Raw genomic sequence first — 25,779 nt, 5'->3', positions numbered from 1 at the left:
GCGCTGCAGCGCGTCCGGGACACGAGACACTGAGACCCTCACCCCGCCTTCCCCAGATGCTCCAGCGCATCTTCTGCCCGCAGCGGAACGCGCGAGGCATCGTTGTTGAGATCGACGAGCTGCGACATCAGCCCCATCAGCGTCTTGCGATCCGCCGGCTTGAGTGGCTCCAGCATGCGCGCCTGGGCGCGGTCGACGGCCGGGATGATCTCGCGCAGGATCGCAGCGCCTGACTTGGTCAGATAGAGCAGCTTGATCCGCTTGTCCTCGGGCGCCGGCTTGCGCTCGATATAGTCCTTGGCCTGGAGCCGCTCGATCACGCTGCCGAGCGTGGAGCGGTCGAAGGCGATCACCGCCGACAGCCGCGTGGCGTCGATGCCGGGATGGGTGTGGATCGCGATCAGCGCGGCATATTGCACCGGTGTCAGGTCGAACGCCTTGCACTCCTCCATGAAGATCGAGACCGCGATCTGCTGCATGCGCCGGAACAGATAGCCCGGCGCGGCATAGACTGCGTCGATCGTGATCGGAGCGGGCGGTTTACTCGGCATCGGGCTGCTTCTCCGGTGCGGCATCGGCGAAGGCCGGCAGTGCCTTTGCTGCCGCTTCCGCCTGGAGCAGGCGCGGATAGACCGAGACGTCGACGCCGAAACGGCGCGCATTGGCGAGCTGCGGCACCAGGCAGAGATCGGCGAGCGTCGGCGCATCGCCGAAGCAGAACGGGCCGGGCTCGTCCCGGATCAGCGTCTCGCAGGCCGACAGCCCTTCACGGTTGACCCAGGCGGCCCAGTCCTGGACCTTCTCCTCGGGCAGGCCGAGCTCGCGCAGCCGCGCCAGCACCTTCAAATTCTGCACCGGATGGGTGTCGCAGGCGATCGCCAGCGCGAATGCCCGCACCTTGGCGCGCCGCAGCGGATCCTTCGGCAACAGCGGCGGAGCGGGATGGGTCTCATCGAGCCATTCGATGATCGCGACCGATTGCGTCAGCACCGCGCCGCCGTTCTCCAGCGCCGGCACGAGGCCTTGCGGGTTGATGGCGAGATAAGCGGGCGCGCATTGCTCGCCCTTGCGCAGATGATGCGGCAGATGCGCGGCCTTGAGGCCCTTCAGATTCAGCGCGATCCGCACCCGATAGGCGGCGCTGGAGCGGAAATAGCCGTGCAGCTTCATTGGAACCCTCCCTCTTGTTTCCGTCATTCCGGGGCTCGCGAACGAGAATCTCGAGATACCGGATGCGATGCTATCGCACCGCTCCGGAATGACGACAACCGACGACCGCCAACATTGACGCTACCTAGATCGTCAGTATACTGTCAATTAACAAACGAACGGGAGCGCCGCCATGGAAGCCGTGACCAAGACGCCGGAACGCGAGGCCTTCTACAAGAAGATCGACGGCGAGAATCTCACCGCGCTGTGGACGGTGATGAGCGATCTGATCACGCCGGAACCGAAGAGCGCCTGCAGGCCTCACCTCTGGAAATTCGACGTCATCCGCGACTACATGACGGAGGCCGGCAAGCTCATCACCGCCAAGGAAGCCGAGCGGCGCGTGCTGGTGCTGGAGAACCCCGGCCTGCGCGGCCAGTCCAAGATCACCACCTCGCTCTATGCCGGCGTGCAGATGGTGGTGCCCGGCGATATCGCGCCGGCGCACCGGCACAGCCAGTCGGCGCTGCGCTTCGTGCTCGAAGGCAAGGGCGCCCATACCGCCGTGGACGGCGAGCGCACCGCGATGGAGCCGGGCGACTTCATCATCACACCGTCGATGACCTGGCACGATCATTCCAACGAGACCGATCAGCCGATGTTCTGGCTCGACGGCCTCGACATTCCCTTGGTGCAGTTCTTCGACTGCTCTTTTGCTGAAGGCTCAAAAGAGGACCAGCAGAAAATTACAAAACCCGCGGGCGACAGTTTTGCACGCTACGGCCACAATCTGCTGCCGGTCGACGTCAAGCGGAGCTCGAAGACTTCGCCGATCTTCAGCTATCCCTATGCCTACACGCGCGAGGCGCTGGAGAAGGCCAGGACGAGCCAGGAATGGGACGCCTGCCACGGGTTGAAGCTGAAGTTCAGCAACCCCGAGACCGGCGATTTCGCGATGCCGACCATCGGCACCTTCATCCAGCTGCTGCCAAAGGGTTTCAAGACCGCGCGCTATCGCTCGACCGATGCCACGGTGTTCTGCCCGATCGAGGGCAAGGGCCGCAGCCGGATCGGCGATGCCGTCTTCGAATGGGGCCCGCGCGATCTGTTCGTGGTGCCGAGCTGGCACTGGGTGACGCACGAGGCCGATGAGGACGCCGTGCTGTTCAGCTTCTCGGACCGCCCGGTGCAGCAGAAGCTGGATCTGTTCAGGGAAGATCGCGGCAACGCGTGAAGCGTCGCCCTATCCTCCGTTATGGCCGGGCTTGACCCGGCCATCCACGTGCCACTGCGCCCGAGGAAAGACGTGGATGCCCGGGTCAAGCCCGGGCATGACGACCTGATTTTTGGCGCTCGCCTGCGTCCTCATCATCTTTGCGTTCGCGCTACCGCCAGTGCAACAGCCTCATCTCCAGCCAGCCGATCACCTTGCCGACCGCAAGCCCGAACACCGACAGGATCACCACGCCCGCGAGCAGCTGATCCGTCTGCATCAGATTGCCGGCCTGCAACACGAAGGCGCCGATGCCGTATTGCGCGCCGATCATCTCGGCGCTGACGACGAGCAGCAGCGCCACCGAGGCCGTGATGCGGAAACCCGCGAGGATCGCCGGCAGCGCGCCCGGCCAGATCACCTTGCGCACGATGGTCGCAAAGGGAACGTTGAAGCTTTGCGCCATGCGAATGAGATTGCGCGGCACCGCATCGACGCCGCTATAGACCGAAATCGCGGTGGAGAAGAACACCCCGAGCGCGATGGTCGCGATCTTCGGCTCTTCGCCGATGCCGAGCCAGAGGATGAGCAGCGGCAGCAGCGCGATCTTCGGGATCGGGAACAGCGCCGAGATGAAGGTGATGCCGATGCTGCGCGCCAGCCGCGACAGGCCGATGGCGAAGCCGACGACGACGCCGGCTCCCGTCCCGAGCAGCCAGCCGACGCCGATGCGCAACAGCGAGGCCGAGAGATGCTGCCAGAGCGCGCCGGAGACCGCGAGTTGGTAGATCGCGCGGACGATGGCAGCGGGCGTCGGCAGAAACAGCGCATTGACGAGACCAGCACTGCCCGCCGCCTGCCAGATCGCGATCACCAAGGCGAGCGCGACCCAGCCGCCATATCGGCTCGACGCCGGTACGAAGCCGGCGCCACGAAAGCGGACGCGACGCGTCGTCTCGTTCTTGGACGCCATGTCCGTTGCCGCGCGATCAAGCATGCTGGACCTCGCGCTCGGCATCGATCGCCTCGTTGCGGATCAGCGACCAGATCTGGTTCTGCAGCGCCAGCAGCTTTTCGCGCGCCGCCGTCTCGCCGCGTTCGGCGCGCGTCATCGGCACGGCGACGACCTCGCGGATGCGGCCGGGCCGGCGCGACAGCACGACGATGCGGTCGGCAAGCCGCGCGGCCTCTTCGAGATTATGAGTTACATAGACCGCACCCATGCCTCCATCGGCGAGCAGGCGAACGAAATCCTCCATCAGGAGCTCGCGCGTCTGCGAATCCAGCGCCGAGAGCGGCTCGTCCATCAGCAGGATCGCAGGCTTGACCGCGAGCGCGCGCGAAATGCCGACGCGCTGGCGCATGCCGCCGGAGAGCTGCTTGGGATAGGTCTTGCGGAAATCGGTCAGACCGGTGCGACGCAGGGCGTCCTCGACCAGCGCGCGGCGCTGAGCGGCCGAGAGCTGGGTGTGCAGCAGCGGGAATTCGACGTTCTCCTCCACCGTGGCCCAGGGCAGCAGCGCAAAATCCTGGAACACGAAAGTGAGCGGATTGAGGCTGTCCGCCGGCGGCGCTCCGCGCAGCTCGGGCGCGCCAGAGGTCGGCTGCAGGAGGCCACCTAGTATGGACAGCAGCGTGCTCTTGCCGCAGCCCGAGGGACCCACGATCGCCACCACCTCGCCGGCGCCGACGGTGAAGGAGACGTCGTCCAGCACGGCGAGATCACCGAAGCGGTGGGAGATGTGGCTGGCGATCAGGTCCATGCGGCGCGCACCGTTTGTCCACCCTCCCCTGGAGGGCAGGGTGGCAGATCACTCGCCGCGAGAGGCTCCATCGTCAGCATCAATCCGCCTTCACGTAGTCCTTGGCGATGATCGCCTCGGCATCAAAGCCCTTGTCGGCGAAGCCCTGCTCCTGCAGCCATTTGATCTGGTTGTCGACGTTCTTCACGTCGAGCTTGCCGTCGGGATCGATATAGGCGCAATTACCGACCACCTGCTCGACCGGGAGGTTGGTGTATTTTGCGATGATCTCCAGGAGCGGCTTGGTCTTGTCGTTGATCGGCGCAACGCCGTCCTTCATCGCGGCGAGGATGACGTCGTGATATTCGCGGTCGGCCTTGGCGAGCGCACCGAGCAGCTTCGTCACCAGCGCCTTGTTGGTCAGCGTCTTCGGCGACGCGAACACCGCACCCAGCTGCCACGGCGTCTCGTCGCCGACCCAGCCCAGGAACTTCGCGCCGCCCTCATCCATCAGCTTTCGCGCGGTGGAGATCGGCAGCAGCGCCGCATCGACGGTCTCGCCCTTCAGCGCGGCCGCCGCATTCGACAGCGACTGCAGCGGCACGATCTTCACGTCCGAAAGCTTGAAGCCGTATTTGTCGGCGAGCAGACCGAGCGAGTAGTGAAAGGAGGAGCCGACCTGCGTCATCGCCACGCGCTTGCCGGCGAGGTCCTTGGGCGTCTTCAGCCCGGCCGCATAGGCGTTGTTGCTGGCGAAATAGCCGATCAGGGGATAGCCGGCCTTCTCGCGGCTCATGCCGCCGATCACCTTCAGCGTGCCCTTGCCGGCGAGATTGTAGAGACCGGCGGTGAAGGCGGTGATGCCGAAATCGACGTCGCCCGAGGTGGTGGCGACCGCGATCGGCTGCGCCGCATCGAAGAATTTCAGCTCGACGTCGAGACCGGCCTCGCGGAAATAGCCCTTGTCCTGCGCAATGAAGACCGGCGCGGAGGAGGACAGGCGCAGCACGCCGATCCTGGCCTTCAGCGCGTCCTCGGCCCGCGCCGTGCCCATCGCCGTGATCGCCACCAGGCCCGCAAGTGCGAGCCGCACCATCCCGATCATCCCGTTCCTCCGCCGTCGCTTATTGCAGCCCGTCACAATCCTTCGGGCACCGTCTGGTCGCGCCCGATGAAGGCGCCCTGTTGTTTCAACGTTTCCTGCAACTTTTCAATGGGGATTTCGCGCGGGATCCGGTTTCCGGAGAGCGCCAGCGCGGCGGCGGAACCGGCAGCCTCGCCCATCACGAAACAGGCACCGGAAACCCGTGCCGCCGACTGGCCCTCATGGGTCATCGAGGCGCAGCGGCCGGCGACCAGGAGATTGTCGACGCCTTCCGGGACCAGCATCCGGTAGGGCAGCTCGTTGAAGCCGCGCGATTCCGGGATCGGCGGGAAGGTGAAGACGACGTCGCCGGGAACATGGGCCTCGATCGGCCAGCCGTTGACGCCGATGGAATCCTCGAACGAGGCGCAGCCGAGCACGTCCTCGCCGCTGAGCTGATAGCCGCCGGTGATGCGGCGGGTCTCGCGGATGCCGAGTTGCGGCGGCAAATCGACGATGTAGGATTTTTCAAAGCCGGGCACGGTGCTGCGCAAGAACTCGTACGCCGCGAGCGCCTGCTTGCGGCCTTCGATCTCGCCGCGGGTGAGATCGTCAGGCTCGACGCCGTTGATGGCGTTGCCGTCCTCGCGCGCCACTTGCGTGAAATTCACCCGCCACTCGATGCCGGACTTTTGCGGCCGCACGATCGCGCTTTTCCGCGGGAATGTGTGGGTGCCGGCGGCCGCGGCTCTCTCCATCAATTGCGGAATGGTCCGCCAGGCATCACCGGCCTTGTCAGGGTCGATGCCGTTGAGGCGGAGCATCATGGAGGGATACAGCGGATGGCCGTGCGCGTCGCCGATCTCGAACGGCGCCCCGGCCCAGACGGCGAGATCGCCGTCTCCGGAGCAGTCGATGAAGATCTCCGCACGCACCGCCTGGCGGCCGGCCTTGGTCTCGACCAGCAGCGCATCGATGCGGCTGTTGTCGCCCATCACCACGCCGGCACCGAGCGCGTGAAACAGGATGTGCACCTTGTGGCTGGCGAGCAGCTGATCGGCCGCGATCTTGTAGGCGGCGGTGTCATAGGCCTGGGCGAACACCTTTCCGAGGATCAGATGCGGCGTGTTGAGACCGTTCAAATGATCGATCCGCGCCAGCAGCTCGGACGCCATGCCTTGCACCAGCCGCCGGTGCTCGCCATGGACGTTGCCATGCAGGCCGCAGAAATTGGTGACGCCAGCCGCGGTGCCCATGCCGCCGAGGAAGCCGTAGCGCTCGATCAGTAGCGTCTTGCGCCCTGCTTGCGCGCTCGAAGCCGCCGCCACGATGCCGGCCGGGCCGCCGCCGAGCACGACGACTTCATATTCGCCATAGAGCGGCACCTTCCGTGCCGGTTCGTCGATCGTCGTGGCCCGCATGGCGCGTCCCTTCCCAAAATCTCTTGCTTGAGCTCGACTATGAATTAACGCGAGAGGGGCTACAATCCACCAAAATACGCGATCAGCTTTCGCGAATCGAGAAAGGTCGACATGGACATCCTCGTGAACCTGCAGGCCTTCCTCGCCACGGCCGATGCGTCCGGCTTCTCCGCCGCGGCACGCAGGCTGAATGTCTCGACCTCGGTGGTAGCAAAACGCGTCACGCAGCTGGAGGCGCGGATCGGCACGCCGCTGTTTCACCGGTCGACCCGGCAATTGCGTCTCACCGAGGCCGGCCAACGCTACGTGCATCGCGCGCGCGGCGTCGTGACCGATGCCGCCGACCTGCTCTCGCGCATGGGCGAGAAGGGCCACGATCTCGTCGATCATCTGCGCATCAAGGCACCGACCTCGCTGACGGTGGCGCGGCTCGCCGATGCCTTCAGCGCGTTCCAGACCCAGAACCCGCGGCTGAAGCTCGATATCGTGCTGATCGATCGCCCGGTCGATCCCGTCACCGAAGGTTTTGACATCGCCATCGGCGCCTTCCCGCATTCCTTCGGCGGCGTGGTCGACGAGCCGCTATGCGCGCTGAAGCGCCTGCTCTGTGCCTCGCCGGCCTATTTGAAGAAGCACGGCACGCCAAAGCATCCGCGCGATCTCGTCGAGCATCGCTGCCTCAGCTTTCTGCCGACGGGACCCGAATGGATCTTCGACGGTCCGCGCGGTCGCATCAGCATCCAGGTCAGCCCGCTGCTCTCCTCCAACGAAGGACACGTGCTGGCGCGCAGCGCCATCGCCGGCAACGGCATCGCGCTGCTCTCGCATTATCTCGTGGCCGATGCCTTGCGCGACGGCACGCTGAAGCCGGTGCTCCGGGACTTTCCGATTCCGGAATTGTGGGTGAAGGCCGCCGTGCCCGAGCGGCGGCGCAATGCCGCCGCGGTGCAGGCGCTGTTGACCCTGCTGAAAACGTCACTGGCGCCGTCGCTGTAGAGAGCGCCCAATATGCGGTGCCGTAGCCCGGATGGAGCGAAGCGCAATCCGGGTTTCGTGCCGCGCGGGGACAGTCGGACGATGAGGTTGGCCGGCCCCGGATTACGCTTCGCTCCATCCGGGCTACAGGCCTGCCACAAGACGGTTGCTCGGGAATCGCGAACCTGACAGAAGGGCACCATGGATTCGACCTTTGTGAAATACGCATTCACCGCCCTGATCGCTCTCGCAATCCCGGCCACGCCCGCCGCAGCCGTCGAGCAGAACTGCCGCTTCATCCAGGCCAAGCCCGATCGCGAGGCCTGCTACAAGCGGCAGGAGGAAGAACTCGCGGCAAAGCGCAGACCTGCTGCACCGGCCGGCGACGGCCAGACTCTCGAAACGCTGCGCCAGATGCGGCAGGAGGACGAGGCGGTCTATCGCAGCATCAACAACATCTGCCGCGGCTGCTGACGATCAGCCTTTCCCGCCGCCCCAATTCCCCGCCCGTTTCTCGGCGAACGACGCTAATCCTTCCGCTGCCTCCGCGCTCTGGCGCTTGAGCGAATGCAGCTGCACGAGGCGGGTGTAGGCGGCATCGTCCACCGCCATGCCTCCGAACGAGCTTTCCAGCGCGAGCTTCTTGGTCTCGGCCATCGCGTGGGGTCCGTTGGCGAGCAACTGCTCGACGACCTTGGCACCGGCAGCCTCCAGATCGGCGAGCGGCACCACGTCGTGGACGAGGCCGATGCGGCGGGCGTCCTCGGCGCCGAAGCGTTCGCCGGTCAGCGCGTAGCGGCGGACCTGACGGACGCCGATGGCGTCGCAGAGCTGCGGGATGATGATGGCCGCCGTCAGGCCCCAGCGTACCTCGGTGATCGAGAACAGGGCGTTGTCCGCGGCGATCACGACATCGCAGGCCGCGATCACGCCGGTGCCGCCGCCGAAGCAGCCGCCTTGCACCAGGGCGACGGTCGGGATCGGCAGCGTGTTGAGCCGCTGCACCGCCTCGAAGGTCGCGCGCGAGGCGGCCTCGTTGGCCTCCGCCGATTGCGGCCGCACGCCGTTGATCCATTTGAGGTCGGCGCCGGCCTGAAAGTGCTTGCCGTTCCCCCTCAGCACGACGACGCGCAGGTTCGGCTTCTTGGCCAGATCGTCCATCGCGGCGAGCACGCCTGATATCAGGGCGCCGTCATAGGCGTTGTTGACCTCCGGCCGGTTCAACGTGACGGTCGCAACCCCGCGTTCATCGAGGCTCCACAGAACAGGGCTGGCAGTCATCGGCGATCCCTCCGGTTCTTTGCTTGGCGCGCACTATGGCCGAGAGGACGCATTCCGATCCATATCTTTCCAGCGTGGGGCGGTCGCGCCCATCGCATGGCGGCTTGTGTCATGCTGCCGCCCCGATGGCACCAAGGGACAGGACGGAATCATCATGCGCATCTGCATTTTCGGCGCGGGCGCCGTCGGCAGCCACATTGCGGTGCGGCTGGCGCGGGCCGGCCACGACGTTTCATGCGTGATGCGGGGCGCGCATCTGGAAGCCGCGCGCGCAGGCGGCCTCAAGCTGCGGGTCGGCGATTCCGAGGTCAGCGCCAAGGTGAACGCGTCGGGTGATCCGGCCCAGCTCGGCCCGCAGGATGTGGTGATCTCGACGCTGAAGGCGACCGCATTGACGGGGCTGGTCTCGAGCATCAAGCCGCTGCTGCAGGACGATACCGCCATCGTGTTCGCCCAGAACGGCATTCCCTGGTGGTACGGGATCGGCCTGCCGCCGCGGCATCCGACGCCGCCGGATATATCTTTCCTCGACCCCGGCGGGCGCCTGCGCGCCTGCATTCCGAAGGAGCGGATCATCGGCGGCGTCGTCTTCTCCTCCAACGAGGTCACCGCGCCCGGCGTCGTGCACAACCTCACCCCGGACCGCAACCGCCTCCTGATCGGCGAATGCGACGACCGCAATTGCGAGCGCATCACAAGACTGCGGAATGTCTTCAACGACGCGCGGCTGGAATCGCCCCCGGTGGCCGAGATTCGCGAGGCGATCTGGTCAAAGCTGCTGACCAACATGTCGCTCTCGGTGCTGTGCCTGCTGACCGGCCAGACCGCGCGCGGCGTGCGCGACGACCCGGCCTTTGCCGATGTCATTCCGCGCATGCTGAACGAGGCCAACGACATCGCCCAGCACTTCATTCCCGAGGTCAAGCGCGTCACGCGCAGCGGGCCAGCTCCGAACCACAAGCCCTCGCTGCTGCAGGATTACGAGCTCGGCCGCGCCATGGAAATCGACGTCCTGGTGAAAGCGCCCGCCGCCTTCGCGCGCACCGCCGGCCTGTCGACGCCGACACTCGACCTCATCGCCGCGCTCGCGATCCAGAAGGCGCGGGACAAGGGACTTTACTCGGCGTGAAACTCAGACGAGCTGGTCAATCCAGGCCGCGAGCGTGTCGAGCACCTCGGTCAGCGCCTCGTCATTCGTCCGGCCGGATTTTTTCAGCACTGCGAATGAATGATCGCCGCCTTCGACTTCATGCAGCGTCGCCTTCGCCCCGAGCGATGCGATGACGGGCCTGAGATGGCCGAGATCGGCAAGCTCATCGCGGGTGCCTTGCAGGAACAGCATGGGGATGCCGATGCCGGCGAGGTGCTCGGCGCGCTCGGACGACGGCCTCTTGGCGGCATGGAGGGGGAAACCGAGGAAGGCGAGGCCCCTCACATCAGGCAGCGGCGCCTTGGACTGCGCTTGCGAGGTCATGCGCCCCCCGAAGGATTTGCCGCCCGCGAGCAGCATCACCCCGGGACACAGCCGCGCCGCCCCCGCGACCGCCGCGCGGATGGCGGCGTGGGCGACGGCCGGCTGGTCGGGACGGCCCTTTTTCTCTTCCATGTAGGGAAAATTGAAGCGGAACGTCGCGATGCCGCGGCTCGCGAGGCCGCCCGCGACCCTCTCCATGAAGGAATGCCGCATATCGGCCCCGGCACCGTGCGCCAGCACGTAGCAGGCGCGCGCATGGTCCGGCCGCGTCAGGATCGCCGATACCGTGCCGATACGCCCGATGTCGAGCTTGAGTTCGCGCGTCTCGACCAAGACCGAAGGTTCCCGATGAATTTCCTCGATCGTAGCCGCGCGACCGCGATCTGAAAACAGGAGACCTCGCGCTGTCCCAGATCTGCACGCCCCGCGCCAACGGAGGCGCCTAGAGCATTTTCGGTTCTGATTGAATCAGAACCGAAGCTCTAGATTCTGGTTTTGACGCGTTTTCTTCACGCGAACCGGTGTCCACTTCGCTCGAAAACGCTCTAGCTGACCCGCCGTTCCCGTCCCTCCCAAAACGGCCTGCGCAGCTCGCGCTTCAGCACCTTGCCGGCGCCCGACAGCGGCAGCGGCGTCTCGGTGATCTCGATGCTGCGGGGACATTTGTAGCCGGCAATCAGCGTCTTCGTGAACTCGATCAGCTCGCCGGGCGAAACCTCCACGCCGCTACGCTTGACCACGACGGCATGGACCTGCTCGCCCCATTGCTCGTTGGGAACGCCGATGACCGCGCATTGCAGCACCGACGGGTGCTGCGCCAGCGCGTTCTCGACCTCGACCGAGTACACATTCTCGCCGCCGGAGATGATCATGTCCTTGACGCGATCGACGACATAGATGAACCCGTCCTCGTCGATGTAGCCGCCATCGCCCGTGTGCATCCAGCCGTCGACGACGGCCCGGGCGGTCTCCTCCGGCCGTTCCCAATAGCCCATCATCACGGTGTCGCCGCGCACCACGATCTCGCCGACCGCGCCTGACGGCACAGGCTGGTCGTTCTCGTCGACGATCCGCACCTCGCAGCCGAGCGTGGCGCGGCCCGCGCCGCGATGACGGCCCTTTCTGCGCCCCTCCCCGACATGCTGATCGGCGTGCAGCAGCGTCGCGATCGGCGACAATTCGGTCATGCCGTAAGCCTGGGTGAAACGCACATGCGGCAATGCGCGCGCGGCACGGTCGAGCACCGCTTCGCTGATCGGCGAGGCGCCATAGATGATGTGCCTGAGCGACGACAGGTCGTAGTTTCCGATCGCGGGGTGATCGACGAACATCTGGATCATCGTGGGCACCAGCAGCACGTCGGTGACGCGCTCGTTCTGCATCGCGGCCATGACGCCTTCGGGCGTGAAGCCCTGAACGATCACGTTGGAGCCGCCGGAGAGCAGCAGCGAGTACATCGCCGCCCCGTTGGCCAGGTGGAACATCGGCGCCGCGTGAAGATAGGTCGTGCTCGCGGGGAAAAGGCCTTCACCGAGGGCGTTGAGCGCATTGGCCATCAGGTTCTGGTGACTGAGCATCACGCCCTTCGAACGCCCGGTGGTGCCGCCGGTGTAGAAGATGCCGGCGAGATCGTCGCCCTTGCGCATGGCATCGGCGACCGCGGCGCTGCCCGCGACCAGATCCTCATAGCTCTCCATTCCGGCCGGTACCTCGCCGTCGTCGGCGTAGATCAGCTTCAACCCCGGAATGGCGCCGGCGAGCTGCGCGCCAACCTGCGCAAAGGCCTTGTCGACCAGCAGGACGGAGGCTCGGCAGTCGCGCAGCGCGTCCTCGTTTTCGAGGGCGCTCCAGCGGATGTTGAGCGGCACGATCACGCCGCCCGCCCAGCCGGTCGCGAGGTAAAGCTCGAGGTAGCGGTCCGAGTTGAAGGACAGCACGGCGACGCGATCGCCGTCTTTGACGCCGCGCAAGCGCAGGCCGCCCGCCAGCCTCGCAACGCGTTCGCCGAGCTCGCCCCAATTGCGGCGCCGCTGGCCGTAGACGGTGGCGAGCCCGTTCGGGTTGATCTGCAGCGCGCGCCGCAGTCCATGCGTGATGTTCATCGCGGTCCTCCTGTACGCTTCTTCCCTGGTGTTGTGCGTCCTGAGTTGCGCCGTCGCGGCGCCCTCGGCGTCTTCTTTGTCATCTGTTGCCGGCTCTCGGTCGCCAGGCCTTCCGTCAGGCGAACCGTAAACTCGTCGGCGATTTCGGTCGGCGACAGCGCACCGTCGCGGCGGTACCAATGGCCAATCCAGTTGAGCGCGCCCGCGATGGCGAACGCCGCGAGCTTGGGGTCGCACCGCCTGATCGAACCGTCGGCCATGCCGCCGGCGATATATCGCCGGAAGGTGGCGTCGATCCGCTTCTTGGCGGCGCGCGCGACAGCTGCGTTGCGCTCGGCCAGGTCACGCAAGTCGAAACGCACGAGGCTGGCACCGAAGTCGGTCGCCATGAGCGCGGCATAGGCGTGCACCAGCTTGCGCAGCTTGGCGAGGCCGGAGCCGCCGCCGGCGTTGATCTCCGTGATCACGCTGTCGACGAGCTCGGCGCCCATCGACCAGCATTCGAACAGGATCTCGTCCTTGCCCCGGAAATAATTGTACAGCGCCGGCTTGGTGATGTTCAGCCGCTCGGCGACCTCGTTCAGCGTCACGCGGTGATAGCCCTGCTCCAGGAAAAGCTGGACGGCGGCGCGCAACACCGCCTCGCGCTTTTCGTCGCGGGCGCGGCGGCGGCTCTCGAACGGCAGCCAAGGGGAAGTTGGCGGCGAAGATTGCGGCGATGAGGGGGGAGCGGGCGGCGCTGAATCCATGTTGTGATCGGTTGACTCCGGAGGACACCGACCGATATGTTACCCATGGGTAAGAAAAAGTCCAATGGGTAATTTATTCGGAGGAAGCGATGTCTGACGTCATCGTCGCAGGGGTCGGCATGATCCCCTTCGCCAAGCCGGGCGCCAGCGCGCCCTATCACGAGATGGGGACGGAGGCGGTCAAGCTGGCGCTTGCGGATGCCGGCCTCGGCTACGAGAGGATCCAGCAGGCCTATGCCGGATACGTCTACGGCGATTCCACCTGCGGGCAGCGCGCGCTCTACCACGTCGGGATGACCGGCATCCCCATCGTCAACGTCAACAACAACTGCTCGACCGGCTCGACCGCGCTGTTCATGGCGCGGCAGATGATCGCGAGCGGCGCGCTGGATTGCGTGCTGGCGGTCGGCTTCGAGCAGATGAAGCCCGGCGCGCTCGGCAGCGTCTATACCGATCGTCCGAGCGCATTCGAGGAATTCGACGCAGCAGCGGACCAGCTGATCGACGCCCCCGGCATTCCGCTGGCGCTGCGCTATTTCGGCGGCGCCGGGCTCAGCCACATGAAGAAATACGGCACCCCACTGGACGCCTTCGCCAAGGTGCGCGCCAAGGCGAGCCGCCACGCCCGGAACAATCCGCTCGCACTCTTTCGCAAAGAGGTCACAGCGGACGACGTGATGAACGACCAGGTGATCTGGCCGGGCGTGATGACACGGCTGATGGCGTGCCCGCCGACCTGCGGCGGCGCCGCCGCGGTGTTGGTGTCCGAGCAGTTCGCGGACAAGCACGGCATCGGCAAACAGGTGCGCATCGCGGCGCAAGCCATGACCACCGACACGCCCTCGACCTTCAAGGCCGGCGACATGATGCAGCTGGTCGGCTACGACATGGCGAAGGAGGCGGCAGGCCGGGTCTATGAGAGCGCCGGCATCGGGCCTGACGATCTCGATGTCGTCGAGCTGCACGACTGCTTCGCCCACAACGAACTCATCACCTACGAGGCGCTCGGCCTCTGCGGCGAGGGCGAGGCCGGCAAGTTCATCAATGACGGCGACAACACCTATGGCGGCCGGATCGTGACCAACCCGTCCGGCGGATTGCTGTCGAAGGGGCATCCGCTCGGCGCCACCGGACTTGCGCAGTGCTACGAACTGACGCGGCAGTTGCGCGGCACGGCGGGCCCCACGCAGGTCGAGGGTGCAAAGGTCGCGCTCCAGCACAATCTGGGCCTCGGCGGCGCCTGCGTCGTTACGCTCTACAAGCGGCACTGACATCCATGGTCGATCAGTCAGCCGTTGGGCGTTGCTTCACGCCCGTCACCGCGCGCGTGGAGCCGGGCCGCCTCCGCTACTTCCTCAATACGCTGGGGGAAGAGAACCCGGTCTACCGCAACATGGATGCAGCGCGGGCGGCTGGATTGACCGGCATGCCGGTGCCGCCGACCTATCTGTTCTGCCTTGAGATGATGGACGTTGACGACCCCTTCGAGATGTTCACCGCGCTCGGCATCGACCTCGCCCGCGTGCTGCATGGCGAGCAGAGCTTCGTCTATCACGCGCCGGTCCTGGTCGGCGACACCCTGACCTTCCGGCCGAGCGTGACCAGCGTGGCGGAGAAGAAAGGCGGCGCGATGACGCTGATCGGCGTCCGGTGCGCGGTGACCAATCAGGACGGCGTGCACGTCGCCGATACCGCGCGCACGATCGTCGTCCGCAACGAGGTGGCGGCATGACGGCATCCGGAGACATCAAGGCCGGTGACCGTCTCGTCCACAAGGTCTTTCCGCCGATCACGCGCCACACGCTCGCGCTCTATTGCGGCGCATCGGGCGATCACAATCCGATTCACGTCGACATCGACTTTGCCAGGGCGGCCGGATTTCCTGATGTGTTCGCGCACGGAATGCTGGTGATGGCCTATCTCGGGCAGGCGCTCACCGATGTGGTGCCGCCGTCGAGGCTCCGCCATTTCTCGACCCGGTTCGTCGCCATCACCCAGCTTGGCGCCAAGCTGACATGCGAAGGCACCGTGGCCGAGCTCTTCGCCGAAAACGGCGAGCGGCGCGCAAGGCTCGCGCTCACCACCAGGGACGATCGCGGCGAGGTCAAGCTCGAAGGCAGCGCCATCGTCGCGCTGTGACAGCAAGAGGACAGATGCAAATGGCAAAACTGCAAGGAAAGGTCGCGCTCGTCACCGGCTCGGGCCGCGGCATCGGGCGCGCGATCGCACTCAAGCTCGCGCATGAAGGCGCCAGGGTCGTGGTCAACGATCTCGATGCCGAACCCGGCAACGCCGTGGTGGCGGAGATCAAGGCGCTCGGCGGTCACGCCGCTGCCGTGAACGGCAGCGTCGCCGAATCCGGTTTCGCCGACCGCTTCATCGGGGCCGCGCTGGACAAGTTCGGCGGGCTCGACATCATCGTCAACAATGCCGGCTACACCTGGGACTCCACCATCCAGAAGATGACGGACGAGCAGTTTCAGGCCATGCTCGACGTCCATCTCGTCGCGCCGTTCCGCATCCTGCGCGCCGCCGCCGAGCCGATCCGCGTCTTCGCCAGGAAGGAAGCCGAGGAGGGCCGCGAGGTGTTCCGCAAGGTCGTCAACATCTCCTCGATCGCCGGTCTCTACGGCAATGCCGGACAGGCGAGCTATTCCTCGGCCAAGGCCTCGCTGATCGGGCTGACCCGGACCATGTGCAAGGAGTGGGGCCGCTACAAGGTCAACGTCAATTGCGTCGCCTTCGGCCTCATCAACACCCGCCTGACCCAGCCGATCGAGGCGCAGCAGAAGACCATCGACGTCGCCGGCCGCGACATCAAAGTGGGCGTCCAGCCGCACATGCTGGAGGCGATGTCGCGCATGATCCCGCTCGGCCGCGGCGGTACGCCGGAAGAGGCCGCCGACGCCGTCTATCTGTTCTGCAGCCCGGAATCCAATTATATCAGCGGCCAGGTGGTCGTCGCCGGTGGCGGCCTGATTGTCTGAGAGCGAGGGGCCGATGCATTACCGATCATCGTGGATGACCGAAGAGCTGGATACTTTCCGCGACCAGTTCCGGAAATACCTCGCCAAGGACCTGGCGCCGCATGCCGAAAAATGGCGCGAGCAGAAGATGGTCGACCGCTTCGCCTGGCGCGGGCTCGGCGAGATGGGCGCGCTCTTGGCGAGCGTGCCGGAGGAATATGGCGGCCTGGGCGCCACCTTCGCCTATGACGCCGCCGTGCTGGACGACCTCGAGAGCACGGTGCCGGAGCTGACCACCGGGGTCTCCGTGCACAGCGCCATCGTCGCGCACTACATCCTCAACTACGGCTCGGAGGAGCAGAAGAAGCGCTGGCTGCCGAAGATGGCGAGCGGAGAGATGGTCGGCGCCATCGCCATGACCGAGCCCGGCACCGGCTCGGATCTGCAAGCCGTGAAGACAACGGCGAAGAAGCAGGGCAATTCCTACGTCATCAACGGCCAGAAGACTTTTATTACCAACGGCCAGGCCGCCGATCTCGTCATCGTGGTCGCGCGCACCGGCGAAGCCGGCGCCAAGGGCATTTCGCTGATCGTGGTCGAGACCGCGGGCGCGGACGGTTACAAGCGCGGGCGCAACCTCGACAAGATCGGCCTGCACGCCTCCGACACCTCGGAACTGTTCTTCGACAACGTCACCGTGCCGCCGGAAAACCTGCTCGGCAAGGAGGAAGGCCAGGGCTTCGTCCAGCTGATGCAGCAACTGCCGCAGGAGCGGCTTGCGCTCGCGGTCGGCGCCGTCGCCGCGATGGAGCGCGCCGTCAAGCTCACGGTCGATTACACCAAGGAGCGCAAGGCGTTCGGCAAGCCGCTGTTGGACTTCCAGAACACCGCCTTCAAGCTCGCCGAGCGCAAGACCGAGGCGATGATCGCGCGCGTCTTCGTCGACTGGTGCATCGAGCGGCTGGTCGCCAAGGACCTCGATACCGTCACGGCGTCGATGGCGAAATACTGGTGCTCGGAGAAGCAGGTCGAGACCGCCGACGAATGCCTCCAGCTATTCGGCGGCTACGGCTACATGCAGGAATACCCGATCTCCCGCATCTTCATCGATTCCCGCATCCAGAAGATCTATGGCGGCACCAACGAGATCATGAAGCTGCTGATCTCGCGGTCGCTGTGATCCGGTTGCCGTGCGCGGCTACTTCATCCGCTTGTCGGCGGCGATGAAGTCGATGAAGGTCCTGACCTTCGCGGAGAGATATTTGCGGCTCGGATAGACCGCAAACAGTTTCCCGGCAAAAACGATGTGCTCGGGCATGACGTGCTCGAGCCGTCCGGCGGCGATGTCTTCGGTGACCAGCCATTTCGGCAGGAAGGCGAGGCCCATGCCTTCGAGAGCGGCCATGTGCAGCAGCGTTTCGTTGCCGCTGCGCAGCACCGGGTTGAGCTTGACGGTCTCGGGGCCGTGCTCGCCCGTGAACGAGAAGCTCTCGCCCGGATAGAGCGCGTAGTGCAGCAGCGGCTGGCCGGCGAGATCGGCGAAGGTCGCCGGACGTCCCGCGCGTTTGAGGAAGGCGGGAGCGGCCACCATGTAGAACGGAACGCTGGTGATCGGCCGCGCGATCAGCGCCTCGTCCGGCGTGCCGGTTGCCCGCAAGGCGAGGTCAAACCCCTCCTCGACCAGGTTGACGAGGCGGCCGCTGAGATCGACGTCGAGACGGACCTCGGGATAGCGGGCCTGATAGTCCGCCAGCACGCCCGCAAAAATCGCGTTCGCCATCCACACCGGTGCGGTCAGGCGCAGCGTTCCGTGCGGAACGACAGTCGCGTTGCTGACGGCGGCTTCAACCTCGTCGAGTGAATCCAGCATCTGCCGCGCCTGCTCGAAATAGAGCGCGCCGCTCTCGCTCAGGCTGACGCGCCGGCTGGTCCGGTTGAGCAGCCGGGTGCCAAGCCGCTTCTCGAGCTGCATCACATGCTTGCTCGCCATGGCCGGGGAGATGCGCAGGCGCTGCGCCGCGGTCGCAAAGCTCTTCAGCTCGGCGACCAGGCAAAACACCCTCATGCTGACCAGAGAATCCATGAAATCATCAACATCCAGGAAATGAACCAATCCCGGATCGTATAATGATCAAAAACGAGGAAACTATCAAATGGTGGCAACCCTCACATCCCTGGAGAGCCGCCATGTCCACCGCCACCTTCGAGACCCCCGCGCCCGGCCGCATCATCCGCATCGGCCTCTGGGCTGCGCAGGTGCTCCTCGCCTTCGTCTTCATCTCGGCAGGGCTGGTGAAGCTGACCACGCCGATTCCCCAACTGGCCGCGATGATGCCCTGGGCCGGCCAGTATTCGGAGACCTTCGTCCGCTCCATTGCCTTGGTCGACCTCGCCGGCGGCATCGGCATCCTGCTGCCGGCCCTGACGCGGATCCTGCCGCGACTGACCGTGCTCGCTGCGCTCGGCTGCGCGGTGTTGCAGGTCATCGCGCTCGTCTTCCACCTCTCCCGCGGCGAAGCTGACGTTGCGCCGCTCAACGTCGTCCTGCTCGCGCTCAGCCTGTTCGTGCTGTGGGGACGCAACGGCAAGGCGCCGATCGCGCCGCGGCAGTTCTGATCCGCAAGAAGCCCCGTCATCATGATCTCCGCCAACGGATGGTCCCGCAGAGGACTGCTCGCCGGCAGCGCGATCCTCAGGGCCGCCGGCGCCGCCACGGCCAAGGAGGATCGCCTTGCGGACGGCGTCGTCATCCTCATCGACAGCAACGAGCCCTATGTCATGGGCCACGCGATCAGCTATTCGGCCAATCTCGCCAGGCATTTTGCCGACAGGGGCGCGCGGCTGCTGATCGAGGTCGTCGCCAACGGCAAGGGCATCGACGTCTTCCGCGCCGACAAGACGCCGCTGGTCGAGCCGCTCGCGACGCTGCGGCAGTCGCTGCCGAACCTCAGCTACAGCATGTGCGCGTCGTCCAAGGCGATCGCGGAAGCCAAGGAGCAGGTCTCAATTCCGCTGATATCGGGTGCGAGCCTCGTCCCGTTCGGGATCGGGCGCGTCGTCGATCTGCAACTGAAGGGTTGGGCCTACATCCATGCGTGAGAAGCCTCGCGCGTTGTCGCGGCGATCGTTCCTGATCGCCGCGCCGGCCTGTCTCACCGTCCTGCGCACCGCTGGCGCACAGGACAGCTGGCCGCCGGTGTTCGAGGCCGGCCGCAGCCAGTTCACGATCGTGCGGCCGCGCGCGCCGATGCCGCAGCTCAGGCTTCAGGACGTGCACGGCCGGGATGCCGTCGTGACGGCGAAGCCGGGCCGCATCACCCTGGTGAACTTCTGGGCGACCTGGTGTGCGGCCTGCAAACTCGATCTGCCCATGCTGGCAAGCCTTGCCGGCTCGCGGCCCGATCGGCTCGACATCGTCGCGATCTGCACCGACAGCAAGGACCTGCGAAAGATCCGCACATTTCTCGGCGGCCTCTCGTTGCAGAACCTCGCCTGCTATGTCGATGCCTATGACGCGGCGGCCAAGGCCTCTACCGAGATGTTCTCGATCGTCGGCATGCCCATTACCTATCTCGTCGGAACGGGCGGCCGCGTCGAAGGCTACATCACCGGGGCGCCGGACTGGCTGTCGCCGGCCGGCAACCGCCTGCTGCAGTTCTATCGCGAGCAGGGCTCGTGATCGTCAATTCGGATGCCACCAGCGGCCGCCGATGACGACGCCTTCGGACACGATCTTGCGATCGCCGATCAGGTGCTCGCCGACGACGTCCTCATAGTCGAACTGGCCCTGCTTCACCGAGATCAGCGTGGCGTCGCCGACGCTGCCGGGCTTCAGGCTGCCGAGCTCGGGACGCCGCAGCGCCATCGCCGCATTCACCGTCGAGGCCGCGATGACGTCCGGCAGCTCCATGCCCATGCACAGAAATTTCGATAGGGTCGTGACCTGGTCGAAGGCGGGGCCGTCGATGCAGAGCTGGTGGATGTCCGAGGAAATCGTGTCCGGATAGAAGCCGTTGGCGAGCATCGCGCGCGCGGTCTTGAACGCGAACGAGCCCTTGCCGTGGCCGATGTCGAACAGCACGCCGCGCTCGCGCGCGTCCAGCACCGCCTTCTTCACCGTGCCTTGCGCGGTCGCCGGCGTGTTCGGGAAGGGGCGGAACGCGTGGGTGAGCACGTCGCCGGGACGCAGGCGCGCCAGCACCTCCTCATAGCTCGGCGGCGGATGGTCGATATGCGCCATCAGGGGCATGCCGACCTCGCCCGCGACCTCGAGCGCGATGTCGAGCGGCACCGCGCCTGACGTTCCCGAGGAATGCAGTCCGACGCGCACCTTGATGCCGACGATGAGATCGCGGTTGGCATCGGCGACCTTGGCCGCCTCGATCGGATTCATCAGCCGCAGCTCCTCGCTCTCGCCGACCATGATCCGGTGCGAGAAGCCGAAGATGCCGGCATGCGAGACGTGCAGATAGGCGAGGATGCGGACCTGGCTAGGCTCGATCACATGCTTGCGGAAGCCTGCGAAATTGCCGGGGCCCGCGCTGCCGGTATCGACCGCCGTGGTGACGCCGGAGAGGCGGCAGAATTCCTCGGCATCGATGCCGAGCGAGGTGCCGCCCCAATAGACATGGGTGTGCAGATCGATCAGCCCCGGCGTGACGATGAACTGCGAGACGTCGCGCACCTCCGTGCCCGGATCGGCCTTGAGGGCAGTGCCGACCGCCGCCACCTTGCCGCCGGCAAAGGCGACATCGGTCACAGCGTCGAGCTTCTGCGAGGGGTCGACCACGCGGCCCCCGCGCAGGATCAAATCGAAAGGCATCATCGTCTCCGGATGTGTGGCGGTGAGGCGGCTGGCAAAGCCGGCTGAAGGAGGAAGCCCCTGCTTCTAGCAATTTTTGCGCCGGAGAGCTTGCCGCGCGGAGAGGACGGCTGAATGTGAGGCTGGCGATCCCGGCATGACTCGAACATGCGACCTACGGTTTAGGAAACCGCCGCTCTATCCGGCTGAGCTACGGGACCGCGGAACCCGCCGATGAGGCAGGTTGCCTGGAGCTGTACATATCAAAGCGAGCGCAAGATCGGAAGCCCTCGCTTTGGTCAATGGGCAAAGAAGCGCCGATCCTACGCCCTGATATTGTTGTCCTTCACCACCTTGCCCCAAGTGGCGACCTGCTTGTCGAAGAAGGTCTTGAAGGCGGCGCCGTCCTGGAGCAGCAGCGTCATGTGCTGCGTCTCCTTCAGCTGGGCGGCGGTCGCGGGCTCGCTCAGGATTTCCTTGGACGCCGCCGCGAAGGCGGCGACGATGTCGGGCGGCGTGCCTGCGGGGGCAAAGATGCCCCACCAGGCCAGCGTCTCGAAATCGGGAAAGCCCGCCTCGATCGCGGTCTGCGTGTCGGGCAGGGCCGGCAGCCGCTCGCGGCCGAGCTGCAGGACCGGGTGCAGCATGTTGGTGCCGAGCTGGGCGGCGACCAGCGCCGCCGATCCCGCGATGAGATCGACATGGCCGCCGAGCACGTCGTTCATGGCCGGGCCGCCGCCGCGATAGGGCACGTGCATGATCTCGACACCGGCCTTGCTGCCGAGCACGGTCATGGCGAGATGGCCGAGCGTGCCGATGCCGACGGAGGCATACTTCACCGCCCCAGGCGTCGCCTTGCAGGCCGCCACCACGTCGGCAAAGGTCTTGTAGGGGCGGCCGGCACCGGCCGCGATCACGTAAGGCGCGGTGCCGATCAGGAGCACCGGCATCAGCTCGCGTTCGACGTCGACCGGCGGCTTGTCGAGGATCGACGGGATCACCGCATGGGAATCGAAGGTGACCAGGAACGAGGTGCCATCTGCCGGGCTCTTGGCGACCTGCGCAGCTCCAAGCGCACCGGCGGCACCTGATTTGTTCTCGACCACGACGATGCGGTTGAGTTTTGTCTGCAGGCTGGCCTGCAGCAGCCGCGCCATCGCATCGGTCGAGCCGCCCGGCGGAAACGGCACCACCAGCGTGATCTTGCTTCCTTGCGCCATCGCCGGCGTCAGCGCGAGAATGGCCGGCGCGGCGAGCAGCGCCCGTCGTGTGATCGTCATGGTCCCCTCCCTTTTGCTTTCAGCGCCCGGCTTTTTGCTCTTTGGCGCCTCTTACGCGGTCCCGAAACCGGACCCCGCTTTCTTGTATTCTGGCCGAGGCGGACTGAAGATGTCCAGCACCCGGGCGCCGTCGGGGCCGGCGCGCATGGTGTGCGGCACGTTGCCCGGGGTGCGCCAGAAATCGCCTTTCTTCACGGCGATCTCCTCGTCGCCCTGGACGCGGATCGCGGAGCCGTCGAGCAGCACGCCCCATTGCTCCTCGGGGTGGTGGTGCAGCGTGCCTTGCGCATGCGGGGCCAGCGTCACCACCGACAGCATCGCCTGCTCGCCGGAGAAGATGCGCGTGGTCACGCCTGCGGCGAGCTCGCGGAACAGCCCGTCGCCGGGGTTATCGATGTTGTGAAACTCGTCCTTCTGGCTCAAATCGTCCTCCCCTGCCTTCGTCTTTGATCAAGACTTGCCATACGAGCCCTGATAGCGGCCCTCGCGGATCGCCTTCATGGTCTCCTCTTCGCGCGCGACCTGGGCGCGCACGGCTTCCAGCAGCGTGGCGGCGCCCGCGGCAGGGAACGACACCACGCCGTCCTCGTCGCCGACGACGATGTCGCCGGGCGAGATCACGCTGCCGCCGATCGTCACGGGCACGTTGATCTCGCCGGGGCCGTTCTTGTAGGGACCGCGATGGATCACCGCGCGGGCGTAGCAGGGAAAATCGTCGGCCGCGAAGGCCGCGACATCGCGGATCGCACCGTCGATGACGTAGCCTTCGGCTTTGCGCCACTGCGCGATGTTCTTCATGATCTCGCCGACCAGCGCGCGGGTCTCGTCGCCGCCGCCGTCGACCACGATGACGTCGCCGGGGCCGACCAGCTCGAGCGCGCGGTGGATGGCGAGATTGTCGCCGGGACGGGTGCGCACGGTGAAGGCCGTCCCGACCAGCTTGGCGCCGCGATGATAAGGCCGCAGCCCGACCGCGCCCGGCAGCCGCGCGAGGTTGTCCGATATGACCGAGGTCGGCGCCCCGCGAAAGCCCTCGATGATCTCGGCCGGCGGCCTTGCCACGCTGTTCGCTGCGATGGTGATCGTCATGTCCAAAAGTCCTTCCGTCGATTAGTCGGCGTGCGCCCGCGCCTTCGCCGGCATGATCCGGAAGGCGCGCCCTTCCTTCATCCACGCCGCGCGTTCGTCGCGCAATAGTGTTCTGCGAACCTTGCCCGAATCGTCGCGCGGCGGAGCGCTGACGATCTCGAAGCTCTCGGGGTGCTTGTAGCGGCTGAGCCGATCCTTCAGGAAATCCGCCATGCCGTCAGCGATCGTCTGGCCATCCGTATCCGCCTCCGGCTCGATGATGGCGTGCACGCGCTGGCCCAATTCGGGATCTGGCAATCCCACCACCACGCAGGACCGCACGCCGGGCGCCTCGGAGACGGCCGCCTCCACCTCGGCCGGATAGATGTTGGCGCCGCCGCGCAGCACCATGTCGGCCAGCCGGTCGCCGAGATAGAGATAGCCCTCCGCATCCAGCCTGCCGATGTCGCCGAGCGATTCCCAGCCGTCGCTGCGGCGCTTCGGCTCGGCGCCGAGATAATGATAAGTGGCGTCCTTGCCGTCATTGTTGAGGAAATAGATCTCGCCGGTCTCGCCGGGCGCGACGTCCTTGCCGTCCTCGCCGATGATGCGAAGCTTCGCCATCTCGCCGATCTTGCCGACCGAGCCCTTGTGCGTCAGCCATTCCGTGCCCGAGATGATGCAGGCGCCCTGCCGCTCGGTGCCGCCATAGAGCTCCCAGATGCGCTCGGGACCGAGCCAGGCGATCCAGTTCTCCTTCAGCCACGGCGGCATCGGAGCGGCCATGTGGAAGACGGTCTGCAGGCTCGACAGATCATAGGCATTGCGCACGTGCTCCGGCAGCGCCCAGATCCGGTGCATCATGGTCGGCACGAAATTGACCCATTGCACGCGCTCGCGTTCGATCTGCCGCAGCGTCTCCTCCGCGTCGAACTTGACGAGGCCGGTGAGCTTGCCGCCGGTGAACAGCGCGTAATGCGACACGATGAACGGCGCATTGTGATAGAGCGGGCCGGGATTGAGCAGCGAGACGCCGAAGGGAATGCTGAGCGGCGGCGCCGCGACGGTGTCGGTCACCGCCGGCTGATGATCGAGGATGACCTTTGGCCGCCCGGTCGAGCCGCCCGACGTCATGGCCTTCCAATAGCGCGCGACCGGCGGGTTGAGCGGCTCGTCCGAAAAGCCTTGCGGCACGAAATCGGCCGCGAGGCGGTTCGGCGCGTTCCAGTCGGCCTCGCCGCCGACCACCAGCGCGGGCTTGAGGATGTCGAGCACCCCTGCGGCTTCACCACGCGGCAGCCGCCACGACAGCGAGGTCGGTGTGGCGCCGCACTTCCACACCGCGAAGGAGGTCTCGAAGAACGCATTGCCGTTGGGCAATCCGATCGCGACGAAGTCGCCGGGCTTGACGCCCTTGGCCATGAACGCTCGCGCGCGCCGGTTGGCGCCGCGCTCGAGCTCGTCCCATGTCAGCGTGTCCTGTCCATGCTGGACGGCGATCGTGCCTTGCGGTTTGCGTTCAGCGTACCAGCGCGGCACGTCGGACAGGGGCAGCAACATCGGGCGCTTCCACTTCGTTTTCTTGGCGTCGCCTCAGGTGGGGCGCTCGCAAGCGGAAGTGTAGCAGTTCGCCGGACTGCAACGCTGTGACTCCCGCGCCACGTCAAGCACAAAATGTCAGCATTGCAGCCATGAAATTCCCGGGTTCCACGGGTGACAAGCCGGCGATAAAGGGGCAAAAATCCGGCTCGACTCAGTTTGGGTTGAGTTTTCCAGGGAATGCTCTCTTAGAATGTCGTCAGTGATTGCATTGCGTCGTGCGGCGCTGGTTCCCGTGGCCGTAGCAGGAGTTCTTCTGCTGACGCATACGCATGCCCAGGCGCAGTGGTGGAAGCGCGCGCCGGTCGATTTCGAGGAATGCGCGGACGCTGCCGAGAAAGCCGCGACCAAGGCCGAGAAGACGGCGGCGCTTGCCGATTGCAACGCCAAGTTCGCCGGCCGCCGCAAGCCGGGCGGCGGTTACTCCTATTACGACTTCCTGCAGGATCGCACCTTCGACATCGCCGGGCCCAATCCGACGCCGGAGGAGCAGAAGAAGATCGACGCAGCCTATGCCGCCTATCTCGCCAAGGAGCGCCGCAGCAACGAGGCGGCGCAGGCCATGGCACGGCAGCAGCGCGAGCAGCAGGAACGGCAGGTGCAGCAGCTCCAGCAGGTCGCGCTGAGGACCGATGTCGAGCGCGTGCCGGTTCCGGTCGAGCGGCCGAAGCTGCAGCAGACCGTCGGCCAGCGAAAGGGCGCCACCTGCACCAAGGGCTCCTTCTCCTGCGAATGGCCGCGGCTGTCAGAAGGCCTGAACGACCTGAAGAAGCTGTTCAACCCGACGCCGACCAAGCCGGCGAAGAAGAGCTGACGTCACAAGCTCCGCTGTCGTCCCGGACAAGCTCCACTCTCGACAACGCGAAGCGTTGTCG

The 25,779-nt window shown here is 65.9% G+C and carries 29 protein-coding genes and 1 tRNA gene; 13 read left to right on the top strand and 17 right to left on the bottom strand.

What is annotated here, in order from left to right; translation table 11 throughout:
* Positions 1-38: 38 nt before the first annotated feature.
* Together TSA1_RS28260 and maiA are read right to left on the bottom strand one after the other, a co-directional pair.
* On the bottom strand, positions 39-551 hold the full coding sequence (locus TSA1_RS28260) for a MarR family winged helix-turn-helix transcriptional regulator (RefSeq protein WP_174719110.1): 513 nt from the start codon (positions 549-551) through the stop codon (positions 39-41).
* Positions 541-1,170 carry a maleylacetoacetate isomerase gene (gene maiA / locus TSA1_RS28255; RefSeq protein WP_100179208.1) on the bottom strand — a complete coding sequence of 210 codons (630 nt, stop codon included), beginning with the start codon at positions 1,168-1,170 and terminating at the stop codon, positions 541-543. The genes TSA1_RS28260 and maiA overlap by 11 nt, the downstream gene beginning before the upstream one ends.
* Before the next feature lie 172 nt (positions 1,171-1,342).
* Here maiA and gtdA point away from each other — a divergent pair, with 172 nt between their 5' ends.
* Positions 1,343-2,383, top strand: coding sequence for a gentisate 1,2-dioxygenase (gene gtdA / locus TSA1_RS28250; RefSeq protein ID WP_100179207.1), 1,041 nt, complete (start codon positions 1,343-1,345; stop codon positions 2,381-2,383).
* Positions 2,384-2,534: 151 nt separating this feature from the next.
* Here the strand turns inward: gtdA and TSA1_RS28245 are convergent, their stop codons facing one another.
* The 4 genes from TSA1_RS28245 to TSA1_RS28230 form a co-directional block, all read right to left on the bottom strand.
* Positions 2,535-3,359: an ABC transporter permease gene (locus tag TSA1_RS28245; RefSeq protein ID WP_174719109.1), complete on the bottom strand. Its 825-nt coding sequence runs from the start codon at positions 3,357-3,359 to the stop codon at positions 2,535-2,537.
* Entirely contained in the window at positions 3,352-4,125 is a 774-nt protein-coding gene (locus TSA1_RS28240) for an ABC transporter ATP-binding protein (RefSeq protein ID WP_100179205.1), read from the bottom strand. Before TSA1_RS28240 ends, TSA1_RS28245 begins: the two co-directional genes overlap by 8 nt.
* Positions 4,126-4,204: 79 nt before the next feature.
* On the bottom strand, positions 4,205-5,209 hold the full coding sequence (locus TSA1_RS28235; RefSeq protein ID WP_100179204.1) for an ABC transporter substrate-binding protein: 1,005 nt from the start codon (positions 5,207-5,209) through the stop codon (positions 4,205-4,207).
* A 32-nt stretch (positions 5,210-5,241) separates the two neighbouring features.
* The gene (locus TSA1_RS28230; RefSeq protein WP_100179203.1) at positions 5,242-6,609 is read right to left on the bottom strand and encodes an FAD-dependent oxidoreductase; all 1,368 of its coding nucleotides are present in this window, start codon (positions 6,607-6,609) and stop codon (positions 5,242-5,244) included.
* 111 nt (positions 6,610-6,720) lie between these two features.
* Here TSA1_RS28230 and TSA1_RS28225 point away from each other — a divergent pair, with 111 nt between their 5' ends.
* Positions 6,721-7,605, top strand: a complete 885-nt coding sequence (locus TSA1_RS28225; RefSeq protein ID WP_100179202.1) for a LysR family transcriptional regulator — start codon at positions 6,721-6,723, stop codon at positions 7,603-7,605.
* A gap of 180 nt (positions 7,606-7,785) precedes the next feature.
* The gene (locus TSA1_RS28220) at positions 7,786-8,058 is read left to right on the top strand and encodes a hypothetical protein (protein WP_100179201.1); all 273 of its coding nucleotides are present in this window, start codon (positions 7,786-7,788) and stop codon (positions 8,056-8,058) included.
* A 3-nt stretch (positions 8,059-8,061) separates the two neighbouring features.
* Here TSA1_RS28220 and TSA1_RS28215 read toward each other — a convergent pair whose 3' ends face one another.
* Positions 8,062-8,865, bottom strand: a complete 804-nt coding sequence (locus TSA1_RS28215; RefSeq protein ID WP_100179200.1) for an enoyl-CoA hydratase-related protein — start codon at positions 8,863-8,865, stop codon at positions 8,062-8,064.
* A 154-nt stretch (positions 8,866-9,019) separates the two neighbouring features.
* Here TSA1_RS28215 and TSA1_RS28210 point away from each other — a divergent pair, with 154 nt between their 5' ends.
* Positions 9,020-9,994: a ketopantoate reductase family protein gene (locus TSA1_RS28210; RefSeq protein ID WP_100179199.1), complete on the top strand. Its 975-nt coding sequence runs from the start codon at positions 9,020-9,022 to the stop codon at positions 9,992-9,994.
* 3 nt (positions 9,995-9,997) lie between these two features.
* Here the strand turns inward: TSA1_RS28210 and TSA1_RS28205 are convergent, their stop codons facing one another.
* The 3 genes from TSA1_RS28205 to TSA1_RS28195 all read right to left on the bottom strand — a co-directional run bounded on the left by TSA1_RS28205 (position 9,998) and on the right by TSA1_RS28195 (position 13,190).
* The gene (locus tag TSA1_RS28205) at positions 9,998-10,672 is read right to left on the bottom strand and encodes an alpha/beta hydrolase family protein (RefSeq protein WP_174719108.1); all 675 of its coding nucleotides are present in this window, start codon (positions 10,670-10,672) and stop codon (positions 9,998-10,000) included.
* 212 nt (positions 10,673-10,884) lie between these two features.
* Positions 10,885-12,441 carry an acyl-CoA synthetase gene (locus tag TSA1_RS28200; RefSeq protein WP_100179197.1) on the bottom strand — a complete coding sequence of 519 codons (1,557 nt, stop codon included), beginning with the start codon at positions 12,439-12,441 and terminating at the stop codon, positions 10,885-10,887.
* On the bottom strand, positions 12,438-13,190 hold the full coding sequence (locus TSA1_RS28195; RefSeq protein WP_100179196.1) for a TetR/AcrR family transcriptional regulator: 753 nt from the start codon (positions 13,188-13,190) through the stop codon (positions 12,438-12,440). Before TSA1_RS28195 ends, TSA1_RS28200 begins: the two co-directional genes overlap by 4 nt.
* Before the next feature lie 89 nt (positions 13,191-13,279).
* Here TSA1_RS28195 and TSA1_RS28190 point away from each other — a divergent pair, with 89 nt between their 5' ends.
* Genes TSA1_RS28190 through TSA1_RS28170 form a run of 5 tightly spaced genes read left to right on the top strand, consistent with a single transcriptional unit; the run spans position 13,280 to position 17,336 of the window.
* Positions 13,280-14,461, top strand: coding sequence for a lipid-transfer protein (locus tag TSA1_RS28190; RefSeq protein WP_100179195.1), 1,182 nt, complete (start codon positions 13,280-13,282; stop codon positions 14,459-14,461).
* 5 nt (positions 14,462-14,466) lie between these two features.
* On the top strand, positions 14,467-14,922 hold the full coding sequence (locus tag TSA1_RS28185; protein WP_100179194.1) for a MaoC family dehydratase N-terminal domain-containing protein: 456 nt from the start codon (positions 14,467-14,469) through the stop codon (positions 14,920-14,922).
* Entirely contained in the window at positions 14,919-15,329 is a 411-nt protein-coding gene (locus tag TSA1_RS28180; RefSeq protein ID WP_100179193.1) for a MaoC family dehydratase, read from the top strand. The genes TSA1_RS28185 and TSA1_RS28180 overlap by 4 nt, the downstream gene beginning before the upstream one ends.
* Positions 15,330-15,349: 20 nt before the next feature.
* Positions 15,350-16,177 (top strand): SDR family NAD(P)-dependent oxidoreductase, encoded by an 828-nt coding sequence (locus tag TSA1_RS28175; RefSeq protein ID WP_100179192.1) that lies wholly within the window; start codon positions 15,350-15,352, stop codon positions 16,175-16,177.
* A gap of 13 nt (positions 16,178-16,190) precedes the next feature.
* On the top strand, positions 16,191-17,336 hold the full coding sequence (locus TSA1_RS28170) for an acyl-CoA dehydrogenase family protein (RefSeq protein WP_100179191.1): 1,146 nt from the start codon (positions 16,191-16,193) through the stop codon (positions 17,334-17,336).
* A gap of 18 nt (positions 17,337-17,354) precedes the next feature.
* Here the strand turns inward: TSA1_RS28170 and TSA1_RS28165 are convergent, their stop codons facing one another.
* Complete coding sequence (locus TSA1_RS28165; protein ID WP_100179190.1) at positions 17,355-18,239, bottom strand: LysR family transcriptional regulator; 885 nt, start codon at positions 18,237-18,239, stop codon at positions 17,355-17,357.
* 104 nt (positions 18,240-18,343) lie between these two features.
* Between TSA1_RS28165 and TSA1_RS28160 the strand changes: the two genes are divergently transcribed.
* From TSA1_RS28160 to TSA1_RS28150, 3 genes are read left to right on the top strand one after another with little or no spacing between them, the layout of a single operon-like run.
* Positions 18,344-18,772, top strand: coding sequence for a DoxX family protein (locus tag TSA1_RS28160; RefSeq protein WP_100179189.1), 429 nt, complete (start codon positions 18,344-18,346; stop codon positions 18,770-18,772).
* 21 nt (positions 18,773-18,793) lie between these two features.
* The gene (locus TSA1_RS28155) at positions 18,794-19,255 is read left to right on the top strand and encodes a DsrE family protein (RefSeq protein ID WP_100179188.1); all 462 of its coding nucleotides are present in this window, start codon (positions 18,794-18,796) and stop codon (positions 19,253-19,255) included.
* Positions 19,248-19,835: a TlpA family protein disulfide reductase gene (locus TSA1_RS28150; protein ID WP_100179187.1), complete on the top strand. Its 588-nt coding sequence runs from the start codon at positions 19,248-19,250 to the stop codon at positions 19,833-19,835. Before TSA1_RS28155 ends, TSA1_RS28150 begins: the two co-directional genes overlap by 8 nt.
* Positions 19,836-19,838: 3 nt before the next feature.
* Here TSA1_RS28150 and TSA1_RS28145 read toward each other — a convergent pair whose 3' ends face one another.
* From TSA1_RS28145 to TSA1_RS28120, 6 genes are all read right to left on the bottom strand, one after another.
* The gene (locus TSA1_RS28145; protein ID WP_100181369.1) at positions 19,839-20,978 is read right to left on the bottom strand and encodes an amidohydrolase/deacetylase family metallohydrolase; all 1,140 of its coding nucleotides are present in this window, start codon (positions 20,976-20,978) and stop codon (positions 19,839-19,841) included.
* A 123-nt stretch (positions 20,979-21,101) separates the two neighbouring features.
* Positions 21,102-21,178: transfer RNA gene (locus TSA1_RS28140), tRNA-Arg, on the bottom strand.
* 102 nt (positions 21,179-21,280) lie between these two features.
* Positions 21,281-22,237 carry a tripartite tricarboxylate transporter substrate-binding protein gene (locus tag TSA1_RS28135; protein WP_100179186.1) on the bottom strand — a complete coding sequence of 319 codons (957 nt, stop codon included), beginning with the start codon at positions 22,235-22,237 and terminating at the stop codon, positions 21,281-21,283.
* Positions 22,238-22,288: 51 nt separating this feature from the next.
* Positions 22,289-22,660, bottom strand: coding sequence for a cupin domain-containing protein (locus TSA1_RS28130; protein ID WP_100179185.1), 372 nt, complete (start codon positions 22,658-22,660; stop codon positions 22,289-22,291).
* Positions 22,661-22,687: 27 nt separating this feature from the next.
* Complete coding sequence (locus tag TSA1_RS28125) at positions 22,688-23,326, bottom strand: RraA family protein (protein WP_100179184.1); 639 nt, start codon at positions 23,324-23,326, stop codon at positions 22,688-22,690.
* Positions 23,327-23,347: 21 nt separating this feature from the next.
* Positions 23,348-24,865 (bottom strand): AMP-binding protein, encoded by a 1,518-nt coding sequence (locus TSA1_RS28120; RefSeq protein ID WP_100179183.1) that lies wholly within the window; start codon positions 24,863-24,865, stop codon positions 23,348-23,350.
* Positions 24,866-25,097: 232 nt separating this feature from the next.
* On the opposite strand from TSA1_RS28120, the gene TSA1_RS28115 reads away from it, so the two are divergent.
* Positions 25,098-25,718 carry a hypothetical protein gene (locus TSA1_RS28115; protein ID WP_100179182.1) on the top strand — a complete coding sequence of 207 codons (621 nt, stop codon included), beginning with the start codon at positions 25,098-25,100 and terminating at the stop codon, positions 25,716-25,718.
* Positions 25,719-25,779: the final 61 nt, after the last annotated feature.

This window comes from Bradyrhizobium nitroreducens (genome assembly GCF_002776695.1).
Classification (GTDB): Bacteria; Pseudomonadota; Alphaproteobacteria; order Rhizobiales; family Xanthobacteraceae; genus Bradyrhizobium; species Bradyrhizobium nitroreducens.
The sequence above is the reverse complement of the archived record's forward strand: the minus strand, read 5'-3'. Positions and strand labels throughout refer to the sequence as shown.